The 15,926-nt window shown below is 71.2% G+C and carries 14 protein-coding genes and 1 pseudogene; 1 reads left to right on the top strand and 14 read right to left on the bottom strand.

Annotation, left to right across the window (positions count from 1 at the left end; genetic code table 11):
• The 14 genes and pseudogenes from BG452_RS43955 to pyrR all read right to left on the bottom strand — a co-directional run.
• Nucleotides 1–541 (bottom strand): annotated as a pseudogene (locus BG452_RS43955) (primosome assembly protein PriA); the annotation flags it as partial.
• Nucleotides 542–638: 97 nt separating this feature from the next.
• Nucleotides 639–1,847, bottom strand: a complete 1,209-nt coding sequence (metK, locus tag BG452_RS43950; RefSeq protein WP_188310002.1) for a methionine adenosyltransferase — start codon at nt 1,845–1,847, stop codon at nt 639–641.
• Nucleotides 1,848–1,997: 150 nt separating this feature from the next.
• A complete protein-coding gene (coaBC, locus tag BG452_RS43945) occupies nt 1,998–3,215 on the bottom strand; it encodes a bifunctional phosphopantothenoylcysteine decarboxylase/phosphopantothenate--cysteine ligase CoaBC (RefSeq protein ID WP_188310001.1) in 1,218 nt (405 codons plus the stop codon).
• 157 nt (nt 3,216–3,372) lie between these two features.
• Nucleotides 3,373–3,642: a DNA-directed RNA polymerase subunit omega gene (rpoZ, locus tag BG452_RS43940; RefSeq protein ID WP_188297240.1), complete on the bottom strand. Its 270-nt coding sequence runs from the start codon at nt 3,640–3,642 to the stop codon at nt 3,373–3,375.
• 37 nt (nt 3,643–3,679) lie between these two features.
• Nucleotides 3,680–4,237, bottom strand: coding sequence for a guanylate kinase (gmk, locus tag BG452_RS43935; protein WP_188310000.1), 558 nt, complete (start codon nt 4,235–4,237; stop codon nt 3,680–3,682).
• 48 nt (nt 4,238–4,285) lie between these two features.
• Nucleotides 4,286–4,612 carry an integration host factor, actinobacterial type gene (gene mihF / locus BG452_RS43930; protein WP_188309999.1) on the bottom strand — a complete coding sequence of 109 codons (327 nt, stop codon included), beginning with the start codon at nt 4,610–4,612 and terminating at the stop codon, nt 4,286–4,288.
• A 372-nt stretch (nt 4,613–4,984) separates the two neighbouring features.
• The gene (gene pyrF / locus BG452_RS43925; RefSeq protein WP_188309998.1) at nt 4,985–5,818 is read right to left on the bottom strand and encodes an orotidine-5'-phosphate decarboxylase; all 834 of its coding nucleotides are present in this window, start codon (nt 5,816–5,818) and stop codon (nt 4,985–4,987) included.
• 29 nt (nt 5,819–5,847) lie between these two features.
• A complete protein-coding gene (locus BG452_RS43920) occupies nt 5,848–6,951 on the bottom strand; it encodes a quinone-dependent dihydroorotate dehydrogenase (protein WP_188309997.1) in 1,104 nt (367 codons plus the stop codon).
• Between the two features lie 89 nt (nt 6,952–7,040).
• On the bottom strand, nt 7,041–10,349 hold the full coding sequence (gene carB / locus BG452_RS43915) for a carbamoyl-phosphate synthase large subunit (RefSeq protein WP_188309996.1): 3,309 nt from the start codon (nt 10,347–10,349) through the stop codon (nt 7,041–7,043).
• Nucleotides 10,342–11,499, bottom strand: a complete 1,158-nt coding sequence (gene carA / locus BG452_RS43910; RefSeq protein WP_188309995.1) for a glutamine-hydrolyzing carbamoyl-phosphate synthase small subunit — start codon at nt 11,497–11,499, stop codon at nt 10,342–10,344. The genes carB and carA overlap by 8 nt, the downstream gene beginning before the upstream one ends.
• Nucleotides 11,496–12,068, bottom strand: coding sequence for a hypothetical protein (locus tag BG452_RS43905; protein WP_188309994.1), 573 nt, complete (start codon nt 12,066–12,068; stop codon nt 11,496–11,498). The genes carA and BG452_RS43905 overlap by 4 nt, the downstream gene beginning before the upstream one ends.
• Nucleotides 12,065–13,369, bottom strand: a complete 1,305-nt coding sequence (locus BG452_RS43900; protein ID WP_188309993.1) for a dihydroorotase — start codon at nt 13,367–13,369, stop codon at nt 12,065–12,067. The genes BG452_RS43905 and BG452_RS43900 overlap by 4 nt, the downstream gene beginning before the upstream one ends.
• Nucleotides 13,366–14,364, bottom strand: coding sequence for an aspartate carbamoyltransferase catalytic subunit (locus BG452_RS43895; RefSeq protein ID WP_188309992.1), 999 nt, complete (start codon nt 14,362–14,364; stop codon nt 13,366–13,368). The genes BG452_RS43900 and BG452_RS43895 overlap by 4 nt, the downstream gene beginning before the upstream one ends.
• Nucleotides 14,365–14,369: 5 nt before the next feature.
• Nucleotides 14,370–14,993: a bifunctional pyr operon transcriptional regulator/uracil phosphoribosyltransferase PyrR gene (pyrR, locus tag BG452_RS43890; RefSeq protein WP_188309991.1), complete on the bottom strand. Its 624-nt coding sequence runs from the start codon at nt 14,991–14,993 to the stop codon at nt 14,370–14,372.
• 334 nt (nt 14,994–15,327) lie between these two features.
• Between pyrR and BG452_RS43885 the strand changes: the two genes are divergently transcribed.
• The gene (locus tag BG452_RS43885) at nt 15,328–15,831 is read left to right on the top strand and encodes a transcriptional regulator (protein WP_030056198.1); all 504 of its coding nucleotides are present in this window, start codon (nt 15,328–15,330) and stop codon (nt 15,829–15,831) included.
• Nucleotides 15,832–15,926: the final 95 nt, after the last annotated feature.

Raw genomic sequence — 15,926 nt, 5'->3', positions numbered from 1 at the left:
AGCGCTGCCAGCCGCCGGGGGCGGGGGCCGGCGGGCGCGGCAGCGGCGGCGGGGAGGGTTCGGCCTCGGCCTTGGCGTGCCGGGGCGGTACGGCGAGCTGCAGCACGTCGGCCAGGGTGCCGGCGTACCGGTCGGCGACGGTGCGGCAGAGCCGGAGCAGCTGCGGGCTGAGCACCGGTTCGGGTGAGAGCACCTGGGCGAGCGGGGCGAGCGGGCCGGCGAAGTCGCTCTTCTCCAGCCGGGCGACGATGAACCCGTCGTGCAGTTCCCCGCCCTCGCGCTGGCCCTTGACCACCCGCGCCCCGAAGCGCACCCGCACCCGGACGCCCGGCTGGGCCTCCTCGGCCATGGCCGCCGGCACCTCGTAGTCGAAGAGCTTGTCGATGGTGAGCACACCCTTGTCCACCACGACCCGGGCCACCGGCAGGTGTTCGGCCCGTTTGGCCCCATGCCACGTCCGGGGCTTGGCCCGCTTGACCGTCTCCCGGATGAACGCCAGCTGCTCCGGCTCGGCGGCCCCGTTCTCCCCTGTGCTGCTCATCGCTCCCAAGTACTACCAGGTCACACCGACACCGCGCACACAGCGGAGCGGCGCCCGCCCCCGAACAGGGGCGGACGCCGCTTCGAAGCCCGGGGGGTCAGTCCTGGACGGCAGCCTTCAGCTGCTCCACCCGGTCGGTGCGCTCCCAGGTGAAGTCCGGCAGCTCACGGCCGAAGTGGCCGTACGCGGCGGTCTGCGAGTAGATCGGCCGCAGCAGGTCCAGGTCGCGGATGATCGCGGCCGGGCGGAGGTCGAAGACCTCGGAGACGGCCTTCTGGATGGAGAGGACCGGCACGCTCTCGGTGCCGAAGGTCTCCACGAACAGGCCGACCGGCTCGGCCTTGCCGATCGCGTACGCGACCTGCACCTCGGCGCGGCGGGCGAGGCCGGCGGCGACGATGTTCTTCGCCACCCAGCGCATCGCGTACGCGGCCGAGCGGTCCACCTTGGACGGGTCCTTGCCGGAGAAGGCGCCGCCACCGTGGCGGGCCATGCCGCCGTAGGTGTCGATGATGATCTTGCGGCCGGTGAGGCCGGCGTCGCCCATCGGGCCGCCGATCTCGAAGCGGCCGGTCGGGTTGACCAGCAGGCGGTAGCCGTCGGTGGTCAGCTTGATGCCCTGCTCGGCCAGCGCCTTCAGCTCCGGCTCCACGACGAACTCGCGGATGTCCGGGGTGAGCAGCGACTCCAGGTCGATGTCACTGGCGTGCTGGGTGGAGACGACCACGGTGTCGAGGCGGACGGCCTTGTCGCCGTCGTACTCGATGGTGACCTGGGTCTTGCCGTCAGGGCGCAGGTACGGGATGGTCCCGTTCTTGCGGACCTCGGTGAGGCGGCGGGAGAGGCGGTGCGCCAGGGTGATCGGCAGCGGCATCAGCTCGGGCGTCTCGTCGGACGCGTAGCCGAACATCAGGCCCTGGTCGCCGGCCCCCTGCTTGTCCAGGTCGTCCTCGTCGCCCTCGACCCGGGCCTCGTACGCGGTGTCGACACCCTGCGCGATGTCGGGCGACTGGGCTCCGATGGACACCGACACGCCACAGGAGGCGCCGTCGAAGCCCTTCTTGGAGCTGTCGTAGCCGATCTCCAGGATCTTGTCCCGGACGAGCTGGGCGATCGGGGCGTACGCCTTGGTGGTCACCTCGCCGGCCACGTGCACCTGGCCGGTCGTGATGAGCGTCTCCACGGCGACCCGGGAGGTCGGGTCCTCACGGAGGAGCGCGTCAAGGATGGTGTCGCTGATCTGGTCAGCGATCTTGTCGGGGTGTCCCTCGGTCACGGACTCCGAGGTGAACAGGCGGCGAGACACAGCGCTCCCTGGGGTTGCAGCGGCTGCTGACTGAAGGCCCCCGGCGAACCGGGGACATCCGGAAAGACTTGATTCCTGGATTCTAACGGTCTGCTTCCGCCGAACGTCACCCGCTTCCGGAAATCAAGACCGTTCTCCAGCGGGTCTCGATCAGTTCCGACCCGGTTCCAGCCGCTTTGCGACCAGATCCCAGATCACGTCCGCGAGGGCCTCCTTGGGGCCCACCGGTACGGGGGTCTCGCTGCCGTCCGCGCCCAGCACCACGGCCTCGTTGACGTCCTGCCCGAAGGCCTTTCCGTCGCCCACCTCGTTGACCACCAGCAGGTCGCAGCCCTTGCGGGCGAGCTTGGCGCGGCCGTTGGCGAGCACGTCGTCGGTCTCCGCCGCGAAACCCACCACCAGCTGGCCCGAACGGGGGCGGTGCGCCGACAGCTCGGCCAGCACGTCGGGGTTGCGGACCAGCGCCACCGGAGCCGGCTCGACCCCCTCGACCTTCTTGATCTTGCCGGTCGCGTACTCGGCGGGCCGGAAGTCCGCCACCGCCGCGGCCATCACCACGGCGTCCGCGTCCGCGGCCGCCTTCAGCGCCGCCGCGCGCAGTTCCAGCGCGGTCGAGACGTGCACCACGTCCACCCCGGCCGGGTCGGGCAGCTCGGCGTTGGCGGAGACGAGGGTCACCCGCGCCCCGCGCGCCGCGGCCGTCACGGCGAGCGCGTAGCCCTGCTTGCCGGAGGAGCGGTTGCCGAGGAAGCGCACCGGGTCCAGCGGCTCCCGGGTGCCGCCGGCCGAGACCACCACGTGCCGGCCGGCCAGGTCGGTCGGCACCGCCCCGCCCCGGCGCAGCACGGCCCGGCAGGCCTCGAAGATCGCGCCGGGCTCGGGCAGCCGCCCCTTGCCGGTGTCCTTGCCGGTGAGCCGCCCGACGGCCGGCTCCAGCACGATCACACCGCGGCGGCGCAGGGTGGCGACGTTCTCCCGGGTGGCCGGGTGCTCCCACATCTCGGTGTGCATGGCGGGCGCCAGGACGACCGGGCAGCAGGCGGTGAGCAGGGTGTTGGTCAGCAGGTCGTCGGCGAGCCCGTGGGCGGCCTTGGCGATCAGGTCGGCGGTGGCGGGGGCGACCACCACCAGGTCGGCCTGCTGCCCGATCCGCACGTGCGGCACCTCGTGCACGCGCTCCCAGGTCTCGGTGGCGGCGGGGCGGCCGGACAGCGCGGCCCAGGTGGCCTCGCCGACGAAGTGCAGCGCCGCCGCGGTGGGCACCACGGTGACCTGGTGGCCGGACTCGGTGAACCGGCGCAGCAGCTCGCACGCCTTGTAGGCGGCGATCCCGCCGCTGACACCCAGAGCCACCCGAGGAGCGTCCACCGTCAGACACCCACCTTTCTCCCGATCCGGAACCCGCCCACCCTACGACCCCTCAGCCGCGCCCCACACCGCGGCCCGGCCCACCGGGGCCGGAAAACGCCGGAGGGCCCGGCGGAACGAATTCCGCCGGGCCCTCCGGGACAGGTACGAGGCTGCCTCAGGCGGCGCCCTCGACCGCCTCGGCGGTCAGCATGCCCGCGTTGATCTCGCGCAGCGCGATCGACAGCGGCTTCTCGTGCACGTGGGTGTCGACCAGCGGGCCGACGTACTCCAGCAGGCCCTCGCCGAGCTGGGAGTAGTACGCGTTGATCTGGCGCGCGCGCTTGGCGGCGTAGATCACGAGGCTGTACTTCGAGTCGGTGGCCTCAAGCAGCTCGTCGATCGGCGGGTTGATGATGCCCTCGGGCGCGGTCATGGAAGAGGACACGCGAAAACCTTCCGAAAGGGTGGAAAAGACTGACAGGTCAGGCTACACCGAGCAAGGCTAGCAGTTCGGCCGCTACCTGCTCGACGGAGGTGTTGACAAGGGTCCTGTCGAACTCGGCCTCGGCCGCGAGCTCGACCCTGGCCGCCTCCAGCCGCCGCTCGATCACGTCCTGCGCCTCGGTGCCCCGGCCGGTCAGCCGACGGACCAGCTCGTCCCAGCTCGGCGGCGCCAGGAAGACCAGCTGGGCCTCCGGCATCGACTCGCGCACCTGGCGGGCGCCCTGCAGGTCGATCTCCAGCAGGACGGGCTCGCCGCGCTCCAGCTTCTCCAGTACGGCCGCACGCGGGGTGCCGTAGCGGTTGCCCGCGAACTCGGCCCACTCGAGCAGCTCGCCGTTGGCGATCAGCTTGTCGAACTCGTCATTGTCGACGAAGTGGTACTGGACCCCGTTCTTCTCGCCGGGCCTCGGGTGCCGGGTGGTGGCCGACACCGAGAGCCAGACCTCGGGGTACATCTTCCTCATATGAGCGACGACCGTGCTCTTGCCGACCCCCGAAGGGCCGGAGAGCACGGTCAGCCGCGGACGCTCACTCATGCACCGATTATCCCGGATCGCGGACGATCCCGGGACCACGGGGCACGGTCAGACGGCGCCACCGCCGAACTCACGCTCCAGGGAGGCGATCTGGTTCGTTCCGAGACCGCGGACACGGCGGCTCTCGCTGATGCCGAGGCGCTCCATGATCTGCTTGGCACGAACCTTGCCGACGCCCGGAAGGGACTCCAGCAGGGCCGACACCTTCATCTTGCCGATCACGTCGTTGTCGTTCTTGCCGGCCTTGATCACCTCGTGCAGGGAGGCGCCGGAGTGCTTGAGCCGGTTCTTGACCTCGGCGCGCTCCCGGCGAGCCTCGGCGGCCTTGGCGAGCGCGGCGGTGCGCTGTTCAGGGGTAAGGGGCGGAAGAGCCACGCCGTTCACCTCAGGGTGTGGAAGGAAGGGATTGAGCTATGACTGGTTTGGTACCGGGACACCGTCCGCAAGGGGAGCCCAATGGGGAACCACAGGGCCCTGACCTGCGGGAGCTACAGATTTCGCAACTCGCCGATGACCTATCGCCGGACACTACCCGCATTGCGGCGCCGCGTCAGGAAAAGAACACGAAAAGTCCTGGTCAGCCAAGGCCGACCAGGACTTTCCGGGGCAAAATGACCGCGATTGCGAAACTTTGACGGGGTCGATGTGACGGCGCTCACGTCAACTCCGGTGCCGCCCCGCCGTCCTGCGGACACTGCGTACGGTCACCGGTCGGCTACCAGCCGGCCACCGGCCGGGCCGCCTCCGCTACTTGACGGCGTCCGCGAACTCGCCGACGAAGCGCTCCGCGGCCTCCCGCAGGGCCGGCACCGACGGCCCGTGCTTGAGCACGTCCCGGCTGACGCTCGGCACCACGTTGATCACCGAGGCGCCGAACACCCGCGGCAGGTCCGCCATGGTCGCGCCCTGGGCGCCGATCCCGGGGGCCAGCAGCGGGCCGTTGATGGCCAGGTCCACGCCCGCGTCGGCCAGCGTCGCGCCGACCACCGCGCCGAAGGAGCCCAGCGGCGCCGCGTCCGCGTTCTCGGCCGCCAGCTGGCGCAGCACCGACGCGGCGACCGGCTCGCCGTCCGCGCCGACCGCGCGCTGCACCTCGGCGCCCTCCGGGTTGGAGGTGAGCGCCAGCGCGAACACCCCGCAGCCCTGCTCGCGAGCCAGGTCCAGGGCCGGGCGCAGCGAGCCGAAGCCCAGGTACGGGCTGACCGTCACGGCGTCCGAGAACAGCGGGCTGCCGGGCGACAGGAAGGCCTCCGCGTAGGCGGCCATGGTGGAGCCGATGTCGCCGCGCTTGGCGTCCATCAGCACCAGCGCACCGGCCGCACGGGCCTCCTCGACGGTCTTCTCCAGCACCGCGACGCCCTTGCTGCCGAAGCGCTCGAAGAAGGCGGCCTGCGGCTTGAGCACGGCCACCCGGTCGGCCAGCGCCTCCACCACGGTGCGACTGAAGGTCTCCAGCCCGGCGAGGTCGTCACCGAGCCCCCAGGCGGAGAGCAGGGAGGCGTGCGGGTCGATGCCGACGCAGAGCTGGCCGCGGGTGTCGAGGGCCTGGCGCAGCCGGGCACCGAACGGGGCGAGGGTCATGTCGTCCTTTCCAGATCCAGTACAGGGGTTCACGAGCTGCGGACGGCGCTGCCGACGGCCGCCGCCAGGTTGCGGAAGCCCGCGGCGCGGACCCGGGCGGAGAGGCCCCGGTGGATCCGGCGGCACCAGAACGGCCCCTCGTAGATGAAGGCGCTGTAGCCCTGCACGAGGTCGGCGCCGTGGATGATCCGCTGCCAGGCGTCCTCGGCGGTCTCCACGCCGCCGACCGAGACCAGCGTCAGCCGGCCCTCGGTGCGGGCGCGCAGCCGCTGCAGCACCTCCAGGGCGCGGGCCTTCAGCGGGGCGCCGGACAGGCCGCCCAGGCCGATCTCCCGGACCCGCTCGGCGTCGGCCCGCAGGCCCTCGCGGCCGATCGTGGTGTTGGTGGCGATGATGCCGTCCAGGCCCAGCTCCAGGGCCAGGTCGGCGACCTCGTCGATGTCCTCGTCGGCCAGGTCGGGGGCGATCTTGACCAGCAGCGGCACGCGGTGCGCGGTGGTGCGGTCGGCGGCCTCGCGGACGGCGGCGAGCAGCGGGCGCAGGTGGTCGACGGCCTGGAGGTTGCGCAGCCCGGGGGTGTTCGGGGAGCTGACGTTGACCACCAGGTAGTCGGCGTACTTGGCCAGCCGCTCGGTCGACTTGACGTAGTCGGCGACGGCGTCGGCCTCCTCGACCACCTTGGTCTTGCCGATGTTGACGCCGATCACCGGGGTGGAGCTGGTGTGCGGGCGGGCGGCCAGCCGGGCGGCGACCCTGGCCGAGCCCTGGTTGTTGAAGCCCATCCGGTTGATCAGCGCGCGGTCCTCGACCAGGCGGAACAGCCGGGGCGTCGGGTTGCCGGGCTGGGGCTCGCCGGTGATGGTGCCGATCTCGACGTAGTCGAAGCCGAGCATCGCCAGGCCGTCGATGCCGACGCCGTTCTTGTCGAAGCCGGCCGCGAGCCCGAACGGGCCGGGCAGGTCCAGGCCGAGGGCCCTGGTGTGCAGCGCCCGGTCGCGTGGGGCGAGCACCAGTCGCACCAGGGTGCGCAGGCCGGGCACCGAGGAGGCCAGCCGGATCCAGAAGAAGGCGAGGTGGTGGGCCTTCTCCGGGTCCATCTTCTTGAACACGAGGTCGAACAGGAACTTGTACAAAGTGGGGTCAACTCCCGGATCGATGACCGGACTTGGTCATGGAAGTGGGGGGCACCCGACTGGCTCCGGTGCCCCCCACTGCGGTGGTGCTACTTGCGACCGGCGTTGATCAGCTCGGCGTGCTCCTGGAGGGACATCACTCCGACCTCGTCGCGCAGCAGCGCGTCCATGCCCTGGACGGCCGCGCCCATCGCCTGGACGGTGGTCAGGCACGGCACCCCGCGGGAGACCGCGGCGGTGCGGATCTCGTAGCCGTCGAGGCGACCACCGGTGCCGTACGGCGTGTTGATGATCAGGTCGACCTCGCCGTCGTGGATCAGCTGGACGATCGTCCGCTCACCGTTCGGGCCCTCGCCCTCGCTGTGCTTGCGCACCAGCGTGGACGGGATGCCGCCGCGGTGCAGCACCTCGGCGGTGCCGGCGGTGGCGAGCACCTCGAAGCCGAGGCCGACCAGCGCCCGGGCCGGGAAGACCAGGTTGCGCTTGTCCCGGTTGGCGACCGAGACGAAGACCTTGCCCTTGGTCGGCAGCGCGCCGTACGCGCCGGACTGCGCCTTGGCGTAGGCGGTGCCGAAGACCTTGTCGATGCCCATGACCTCGCCGGTCGAGCGCATCTCCGGGCCGAGCACGGTGTCCACGCCGCGGCCGTGGATGTCGCGGAAGCGGCTCCACGGCATCACGGCCTCCTTGACCGCGATCGGGGCGTCGGCCGGCAGCGTGCCGCCGTCGCCCTCGGCCGGGAGCAGGCCCTCGGCGCGCAGCTCGGCGATGGTGGCGCCGAGCGAGATCCGGGCGGCGGCCTTGGCCAGCGGCACGGCGGTCGCCTTGGAGGTGAACGGGACGGTGCGGGAGGCGCGCGGGTTGGCCTCCAGCACGTAGAGGATGTCCCCGGCCAGTGCGAACTGGATGTTGATCAGGCCGCGGACGCCGACGCCGCGCGCGATGGCCTCGGTGGAGGTGCGCAGGCGCTTGATGTCGTAGCCGCCCAGGGTGATCGGGGGCAGCGCGCAGGCGGAGTCGCCGGAGTGGATGCCGGCCTCCTCGATGTGCTCCATGACGCCGCCGAGGTAGAGCTCGGTGCCGTCGTAGAGCGCGTCGACGTCGATCTCCACCGCGTCGTCCAGGAAGCGGTCGATCAGCACCGGGTGCTCGGAGATCAGACCGGCGTGCCGCTCCAGGTAGGAGGCGAGCGAGGCCTCGTCGTAGACGATCTCCATGCCGCGGCCGCCGAGCACGTAGGACGGGCGGGCCAGGACCGGGTAGCCGATCTCGTCGGCGATCGCCTTGGCCTCTGCGAAGGAGAAGGCGGTGCCGTGCTTGGGGGCGGGCAGCCCGGCGTCGCGCAGCACGCGGCCGAAGGCGCCGCGCTCCTCGGCGAGGTCGATCGCCTCGGGCTGGGTGCCGACGATCGGCACGCCGTTGTCCTTGAGCGCCTGGGCCAGGCCCAGCGGGGTCTGGCCGCCGAGCTGGACGATCACGCCGGCCAGCGGTCCGGCCTGCCGCTCGGCGTGGACGATCTCCAGCACGTCCTCCAGGGTGAGCGGCTCGAAGTAGAGCCGGTCGGAGGTGTCGTAGTCGGTGGAGACGGTCTCCGGGTTGCAGTTGACCATGACGGTCTCGTACCCGGCCTCGGCGAGCGCGAAGGAGGCGTGCACGCAGGAGTAGTCGAACTCGATGCCCTGGCCGATGCGGTTGGGGCCCGAGCCGAGGATGATCACGGCCGGCTTGGTGCGCGGGGCGACCTCGCTCTCCTCGTCGTAGGACGAGTAGAAGTACGGGGTCTTGGCGGCGAACTCGGCGGCGCAGGTGTCGACGGTCTTGTACACCGGGCGGATGCCGAGGGCGTGGCGCACCTCGCGGACGACGTCCGCGCGCAGGCCGCGGATCTCCGCGATCTGCTGGTCGGAGAAGCCGTGCCGCTTGGCGTGGCGCAGCAGCTCGGGGGTGAGCTCGGCGGCCTCGGCCAGATCGCCGGCGATCTCGTCCAGCAGGAAGAGCTGGTCGACGAACCACGGGTCGATCTTGGTGTACTCGAACACCTCGTCCGGGGTGGCGCCGGCCCGGATGGCGTCCATCACGGTGTTGATCCGGCCATCGGTCGGCACGGTGGCCTTGGTCAGCAGCTCGGCCTTGTCGCCGACCGGACCGGTCCAGTCGAACTGGGAGCCCTTCTTCTCCAGCGAGCGCAGCGCCTTCTGCAGCGCCTCGGGGAAGTTGCGGCCCAGGGCCATGGCCTCGCCGACGGACTTCATGGTGGTGGTCAGCGTCGCGTCGGCGCTCGGGAACTTCTCGAACGCGAACCGCGGCACCTTGACCACGACGTAGTCGAGGGTCGGCTCGAAGGAGGCCGGGGTCTCCTCGGTGATGTCGTTGGGGATCTCGTCCAGGGTGTAGCCGACGGCCAGCTTGGCGGCGATCTTGGCGATCGGGAAGCCGGTGGCCTTGGAGGCGAGCGCCGAGGAGCGGGAGACGCGCGGGTTCATCTCGATGACGATGACCCGGCCGTCGACGGGGTTGACGGCGAACTGGATGTTGCAGCCGCCGGTGTCGACGCCGACCTCGCGGATGACGGCGATGCCGATGTCGCGCAGGATCTGGTACTCGCGGTCGGTGAGGGTCATCGCCGGGGCGACGGTGATCGAGTCACCGGTGTGCACGCCCATCGGGTCGAAGTTCTCGATGGAGCAGACGACCACGACGTTGTCGTTCTTGTCGCGCATCAGCTCCAGCTCGTACTCCTTCCAGCCGAGGATGGACTCCTCCAGGAGCACCTCGGTGGTCGGCGAGAGGGCCAGGCCCTGGCCGGCGATGCGGCGCAGGTCCTCCTCGTGGTGGGCGAAGCCGGAGCCGGCGCCGCCCATGGTGAAGGAGGGGCGGACCACGACCGGGTAGCCGCCGAGCGTGTCGACGCCGGCGAGCACGTCGTCCATGGTGTGGCAGATGACCGAACGGGCGGACTCGCCGTGGCCGATCTTGGCCTTGACGGCCTCGACGACGCCCTTGAACAGCTCGCGGTCCTCGCCCTTGTTGATCGCCTCGACGTCGGCGCCGATCAGCTCGACGCCGTACTTCTCCAGCGTGCCGGCCGCGTGCAGCGAGATCGCGGTGTTGAGCGCGGTCTGGCCGCCCAGGGTCGGCAGCAGCGCGTCGGGGCGCTCCTTGGCGATGATCTTCTCGACGAACTCCGGGGTGATCGGCTCGACGTAGGTGGCGTCGGCGATCTCCGGGTCGGTCATGATCGTGGCCGGGTTGGAGTTGACCAGCACGACCCGCAGGCCTTCGGCCCTGAGAACGCGGCAGGCCTGGGTGCCCGAGTAGTCGAACTCGGCGGCCTGGCCGATGACGATCGGGCCGGAGCCGATCACCAGGACGGACTTGATGTCAGTGCGCTTAGGCACGCTGGCCCTCCATGAGCTTCACGAAGCGGTCGAACAGGTAGGCGGCGTCGTGCGGGCCGGCGGCCGCTTCGGGGTGGTACTGCACGCTGAAGGCGGGCACGTCGAGCGCCTGGAGGCCCTCGACCACGTCGTCGTTGAGGCAGACGTGGGAGACCTCGACCCGCCCGTAGGGGGTGTCGCTCACCTTGTCCAGCGGCGCGTTCACGGCGAAGCCGTGGTTGTGGGCGGTCACCTCGACCTTGCCGGTGGTGCGGTCCTGCACCGGCTGGTTGATGCCGCGGTGGCCGTACTTGAGCTTGTAGGTGCCGAAGCCCAGGGCACGGCCGAGGATCTGGTTGCCGAAGCAGATCCCGAAGAACGGGGTCTTGCGCTCCAGCACGCCCTGCGCGACGGCGACCTGGTGGTCGGCGGTGGCCGGGTCGCCCGGGCCGTTGGAGAAGAAGACGCCGTCCGGGTTGACGGCGTAGAGGTCCTCCAGGGTGGAGTTGGCCGGCAGCACGTGCACCTCGATGCCGCGCTCGGCCATCCGCTGCGGGGTCATCGCCTTGATGCCGAGGTCCAGCGCGGCGACGGTGAACTTCTTCTCACCGATCGCGGGGACGATGTACGGCTCGGTGGTGGCGACCTCGGCGCACAGGTCGGCGCCCTTCATCTCGGGCGCCTGCTGCACCCGGGCGAGCAGCGCGGCCGGGTCGGCCAGCGTCTCGCCGGAGAAGATGCCGCAGCGCATCGCGCCGCGCTCGCGCAGGTGGCGGGTCAGCGCGCGGGTGTCGATGCCGCTGATGCCGACGACGCCCTGGCGGGTCAGCGCCTCGTCCAGCGAGCGGCGGGAGCGCCAGTTGGACGCCACCCGGGCGGGGTCGCGCACGACGTAGCCGGCGACCCAGATCTGCTGGGACTCGTCGTCCTCGTCGTTCCAGCCGGTGTTGCCGATCTGCGGGGCGGTCATCACGACCACCTGGCGGTGGTACGACGGGTCGGTCAGGGTCTCCTGGTAGCCGGACATGCCGGTGTTGAAGACCGCCTCGCCGAAGGTCTCGCCGGTCGCGCCGTAGGCCTGACCGCGGAAGGTCCGGCCGTCCTCCAGGACGAGCACGGCAGGGACACGCTCCCGCCGTTGGCGCTGCGTGGTGGGGGCAGGTGCGGTCATTGCGCGGCCTCTTCCGTCTTCTTCGTCTTCGTAGTACGTGTTGCGAGCTGGGTGATCGCCTCGACCCAGGCGGTGTGCTCGTCGGGGTGGTCGGCCCGGAAGCCGGAGTCCAGCTCGGTGCCCTCGTGGGCCCAGCTGACCACCAGCAACCCGGAGGGGACGACCTTGCCGGCGATCCCGGAGTCCGTCCGGGCACCGGTGAGGTGCTCGGCCGGGATCCAGAAGTCGACGTCGCCGGGGCGGTGCACCAGCAGCCCGTCCTCGCCGAGGGTGAGGTCGGCCCGGCTGCGGGTGCCCAGGCCGTGCGCGACGACCCGGTCGAGCCAGTTCCCGGCGGTGGTGGTGCCGTGGTACCGCCCGCTGGTCTCCAGGATGGTCCGCCCGGCGCGGGCCGGCACGGCGGGCAGCGGCGGGATCCCGGACTGCAGGGTGCGCCGCCAGTTCCAGCCCTGGCGCATCAGCCAGTAGACCAGGCCGATGATGATCAGCAGCCCGACCGACCAGCCGATGTAGCCGGGCCAGTCGGTGACCTTCGCCTGCTCCCTGGCGAGCGTGGCGTACGCCGTCACGCGATGCCGCCCTGCTCGGCCAGCTCACCGGCCAGCACGGTGGCGCGGCCGCGCAGGAAGGTGGCGTGCACCCGTCCGGGCAGGTCCATGCCCTTGTAAGGGGTGTTGCGGCTGCGGGTGGCGAAGCTCTCGGGGTTCACGGCACCACGGTACGCGGGATCGAAGAGCACCAGGTTGGCGGGCTCACCCACCGAGATCGGCCGGCCCTGCCCGCTGAGACGGCCGATCCGGGCCGGGCGGTGCGACATCCGGTCCGCGACGCCCTCCCAGTTCAGCAGGCCGGTGTCGACCATGGTCTGCTGCACGACCGACAGCGCGGTCTCCAGGCCGACCATGCCCATCGCGGCCACGGCCCACTCGCAGTCCTTGTCCTCGGCCGGGTGCGGCGCGTGGTCGGTGGCGACGGCGTCGATGGTGCCGTCGGCGAGCGCCTTGCGCAGCGCCTGGACGTCCTCGGCGGTGCGCAGCGGCGGGTTCACCTTGTACACCGGGTCGTAGGAGCGGACCAGCTCGTCGGTGAGCAGCAGGTGGTGCGGGGTGACCTCGGCGGTGACGTCCCAGCCCTTGGACTTGGCCCAGCGGACGATCTCGACCGAGCCGGCCGTGGAGAGGTGGCAGACGTGCAGCCGGGAGCCGACGTGCGCGGCGAGCAGCACGTCGCGGGCGATGATCGACTCCTCGGCGACGGCCGGCCAGCCGCCCAGCCCGAGCTCCCCGGAGACCTGGCCCTCGTTCATCTGGGCGCCCTCGGTCAGCCGCGGCTCCTGGGCGTGCTGGGCGACGACGCCGTCGAAGGCCTTGACGTACTCCAGGGCGCGGCGCATCAGCACCGCGTCGTCCACGCACTTGCCGTCGTCGGAGAAGACCCGGACGCCGGCCGCGGACTCGTGCATGGCGCCCAGCTCGGCGAGCTTCTTGCCCCCGAGGCCGACGGTGACGGCGCCGACCGGCTGCACGTCGCAGTAGCCGGCCTCCTGGCCGAGCCGCCAGACCTGCTCGACCACACCGGCGGTGTCGGCCACCGGGGTGGTGTTGGCCATCGCGTGCACGGCGGTGAAACCGCCCATCGCGGCGGCCTGGGTGCCGGTGAGCACGGTCTCGGCGTCCTCGCGGCCGGGCTCGCGCAGGTGGGTGTGCAGGTCGACCAGGCCGGGCAGGGCGATCATGCCGGTGGCGTCGATCTCGATGTCCGCCTCGACGGCCAGGCCGGTGCCGATCGCCTGGATCACGCCGTCGGCGAGGTGGAGGTCCTGCGGGGCGCCGCCCAGGATCTTGGCGTTGCGGATCAGGTAGCTGGTCACTGAGCGGTCTCCACGGAGTCGGTGCGGGGGGCGGCGGCGGGTTCGGCGGGTCCGTCGGCGAAGACGGCGCCGCCGAGCAGCAGGTACAGGACGGCCATCCGGACGGAGACGCCGTTGGCGACCTGCTCGACCACGGTGCAGCGCGGCGAGTCGGCGACCTCGGCGGTGATCTCCATGCCGCGGACCATCGGGCCGGGGTGCATCACGATGGCGTGCCCGGGCAGCTGGGCCATCCGGATGCCGTTCATGCCGTAGCGGCGGCTGTACTCGCGCTCGGTCGGGAAGAACGCGGCGTTCATCCGCTCGCGCTGCACCCGCAGCATCATCAGGGCGTCGGTCTTGGGCAGCACCCGGTCGAGGTCGTAGCTGACCTCGCAGGGCCAGTTCTCGATGCCGATCGGCAGCAGGGTCGGCGGGGCGACGAAGGTCACCTGGGCACCGAGGGTGGTCAGCAGGTGCACGTTGGAGCGGGCGACCCGGCTGTGCAGGATGTCGCCGACGATCGTGACCCGGCGGCCCGCGAGGTCGTTGCCCGACCCGGCGTTGAGGTGGCGGCGCATGGTGAAGGCGTCGAGCAGCGCCTGGGTGGGGTGCTCGTGGGTGCCGTCACCGGCGTTGATCACACTGCCGTGCAGCCAGTCGGACTGGGCCAGCCGGGCCGGCGCGCCCGAGGCGTGGTGCCGGATGACGACCGCGTCGGCGCCCATCGCCTGGAGGGTCAGCGCGGTGTCCTTGAGGCTCTCGCCCTTGGAGACGGACGAGCCCTTGGCGGAGAAGTTGATGACGTCCGCGGACAGCCGCTTCTCGGCGGCCTCGAAGGAGGTCTTGGTCCGGGTGGAGTCCTCGAAGAAGAGGTTGACGACGGTGCGACCGCGCAGCGTGGGCAGCTTCTTGACGGCCCGGCCGGAGAGCTGGGCCAGCTCCTCGGCGGTGTCCAGGATCAGCAGCGCGTCGTCGCGGCTGAGATCGGCGGCGGAGACGAGGTGGCGCTTCACGCGGGTTACTCCGGGAGGTGCGGTTCGGTGGGCTGGGAGGCCATGGCCTGCGAGCTGCGGGCGGTGTGGTCGCGGTCGCCGACCAGGACGGCGTCCACGCCGTCGGTGTCGGCCAGCCGGACCTGCACGGCCTCGCGCAGTGAGGTCGGGAGGTTCTTGCCCACGTAGTCGGCCCGGATCGGCAGCTCCCGGTGGCCGCGGTCGACGAGGACGGCGAGCTGCACGGCGCGCGGGCGGCCGATGTCGCTCAGCGCGTCGAGCGCGGCGCGGATGGTGCGGCCGGAGAACAGCACGTCGTCGACGAGGATGACGAGCTTGCCGTCGATGCCGCCGGGCGGGATCTCGGTGTGCTCCAGGGCGCGGGCGGGCTTCAGCCGCAGGTCGTCCCGGTACATGGTGATGTCCAGGGTGCCCAGCGGGATCTCGCGCCCGGTGATCTGGGCCAGCCTGCCGTGCAGGCGGCGGGCGAGGTGGACGCCCCTGGTGTGGATGCCGAGCAGCACGACGTCCTCCGCGCCCTTGGCGCGCTCGACGATCTCGTGCGCTATCCGGGTGACGACCCGGGCGATGTCCGTGGCGTCCAGCACCTGGTGCGGCGGCCGCGGCGTCTGTTCGTGGTGTGTGGTCATGCCGAAGCGGACCTCCTTCCCCGCCTCACTGGACGGGCCTTAAAGGATGTCTGGGAATCTGCCCCCGCCGACCGGGCGTGGGCTTCGGGTCATCCTACCAGCGCGCCGGACGGGCAAATGGACCGCCACCATTCCGCTTCGCCGGGTTCACATACCAGATGCGCCGACGATGCGGGCTATTCGCACGACTGCCCCATTCGGCTTGACGCAACTACCTTACTCTACGTAACCTCACAGTGAGTTACGAGACGGACGTCGAACCCACCGGTAACGACGTCGGCGAATCGCCCGTGACCCACCACTGAACGCGAAGCAATCTCGTCCGGGGAGATCAATGTCCAGCGACTACGCGAAGCAGCTCGGAGGCAAGCTCCGAGCGATCCGCACTCAGCAGGGGCTCTCCCTGCACGGTGTCGAGGAGAAGTCCCAGGGGCGCTGGAAGGCAGTCGTCGTCGGCTCCTACGAGCGCGGCGACCGTGCGGTCACCGTGCAGCGGCTGGCCGAGCTCGCCGAGTTCTACGGCGTGCCGGTGCAGGAGCTGCTGCCCGGAGGCACCCCCGGCGGCGCGGCCGAGCCGCCGCCGCGCCTGGTCCTCGACCTGGAGAGACTGACCCAGGTCCCGTCCGAGAAGGCCGGGCCGCTGCAGCGCTATGCGGCGACCATCCAGAGCCAGCGCGGCGACTACAACGGCAAGGTCCTCTCGATCCGTCAGGACGACCTGCGCACTCTGGCCGTCATCTACGACCAGTCGCCGTCGATCCTCACCGAGCAGCTGATCTCCTGGGGCGTGCTCAACCCCGACGCGCGCCGCGCGGTGCGCGAGGAGGACGCGAGCTGACGCTCGCCGGCTTCTCTCGGTAGGCACGTCACTGCCATGCGCTGTTTTCCTCAGTGCTGGCAAGCAGAAACGTCACGGCGCGGTTCCCCGGACCA

This window comes from Streptomyces sp. CBMA123 (genome assembly GCF_014596465.1).
Classification (GTDB): domain Bacteria; phylum Actinomycetota; class Actinomycetes; order Streptomycetales; family Streptomycetaceae; genus Kitasatospora.
This window is presented reverse-complemented; position numbering and strand designations above follow the sequence as displayed.

Coding starts and splice junctions, on each gene's coding strand:
- gmk (WP_188310000.1), bottom strand. CDS start 4,237: ATGAGTGAGCGTCCGCGGCTGACCGTGCTCTCCGGCCCTTCGGGGGTC.
- pyrF (WP_188309998.1), bottom strand. CDS start 5,818: ATGACCCTCGCCCCGTTCGGTGCCCGGCTGCGCCAGGCCCTCGACACC.
- carA (WP_188309995.1), bottom strand. CDS start 11,499: ATGACCGCACCTGCCCCCACCACGCAGCGCCAACGGCGGGAGCGTGTC.
- pyrR (WP_188309991.1), bottom strand. CDS start 14,993: ATGACCACACACCACGAACAGACGCCGCGGCCGCCGCACCAGGTGCTG.
- BG452_RS43885 (WP_030056198.1), top strand. CDS start 15,328: ATGTCCAGCGACTACGCGAAGCAGCTCGGAGGCAAGCTCCGAGCGATC.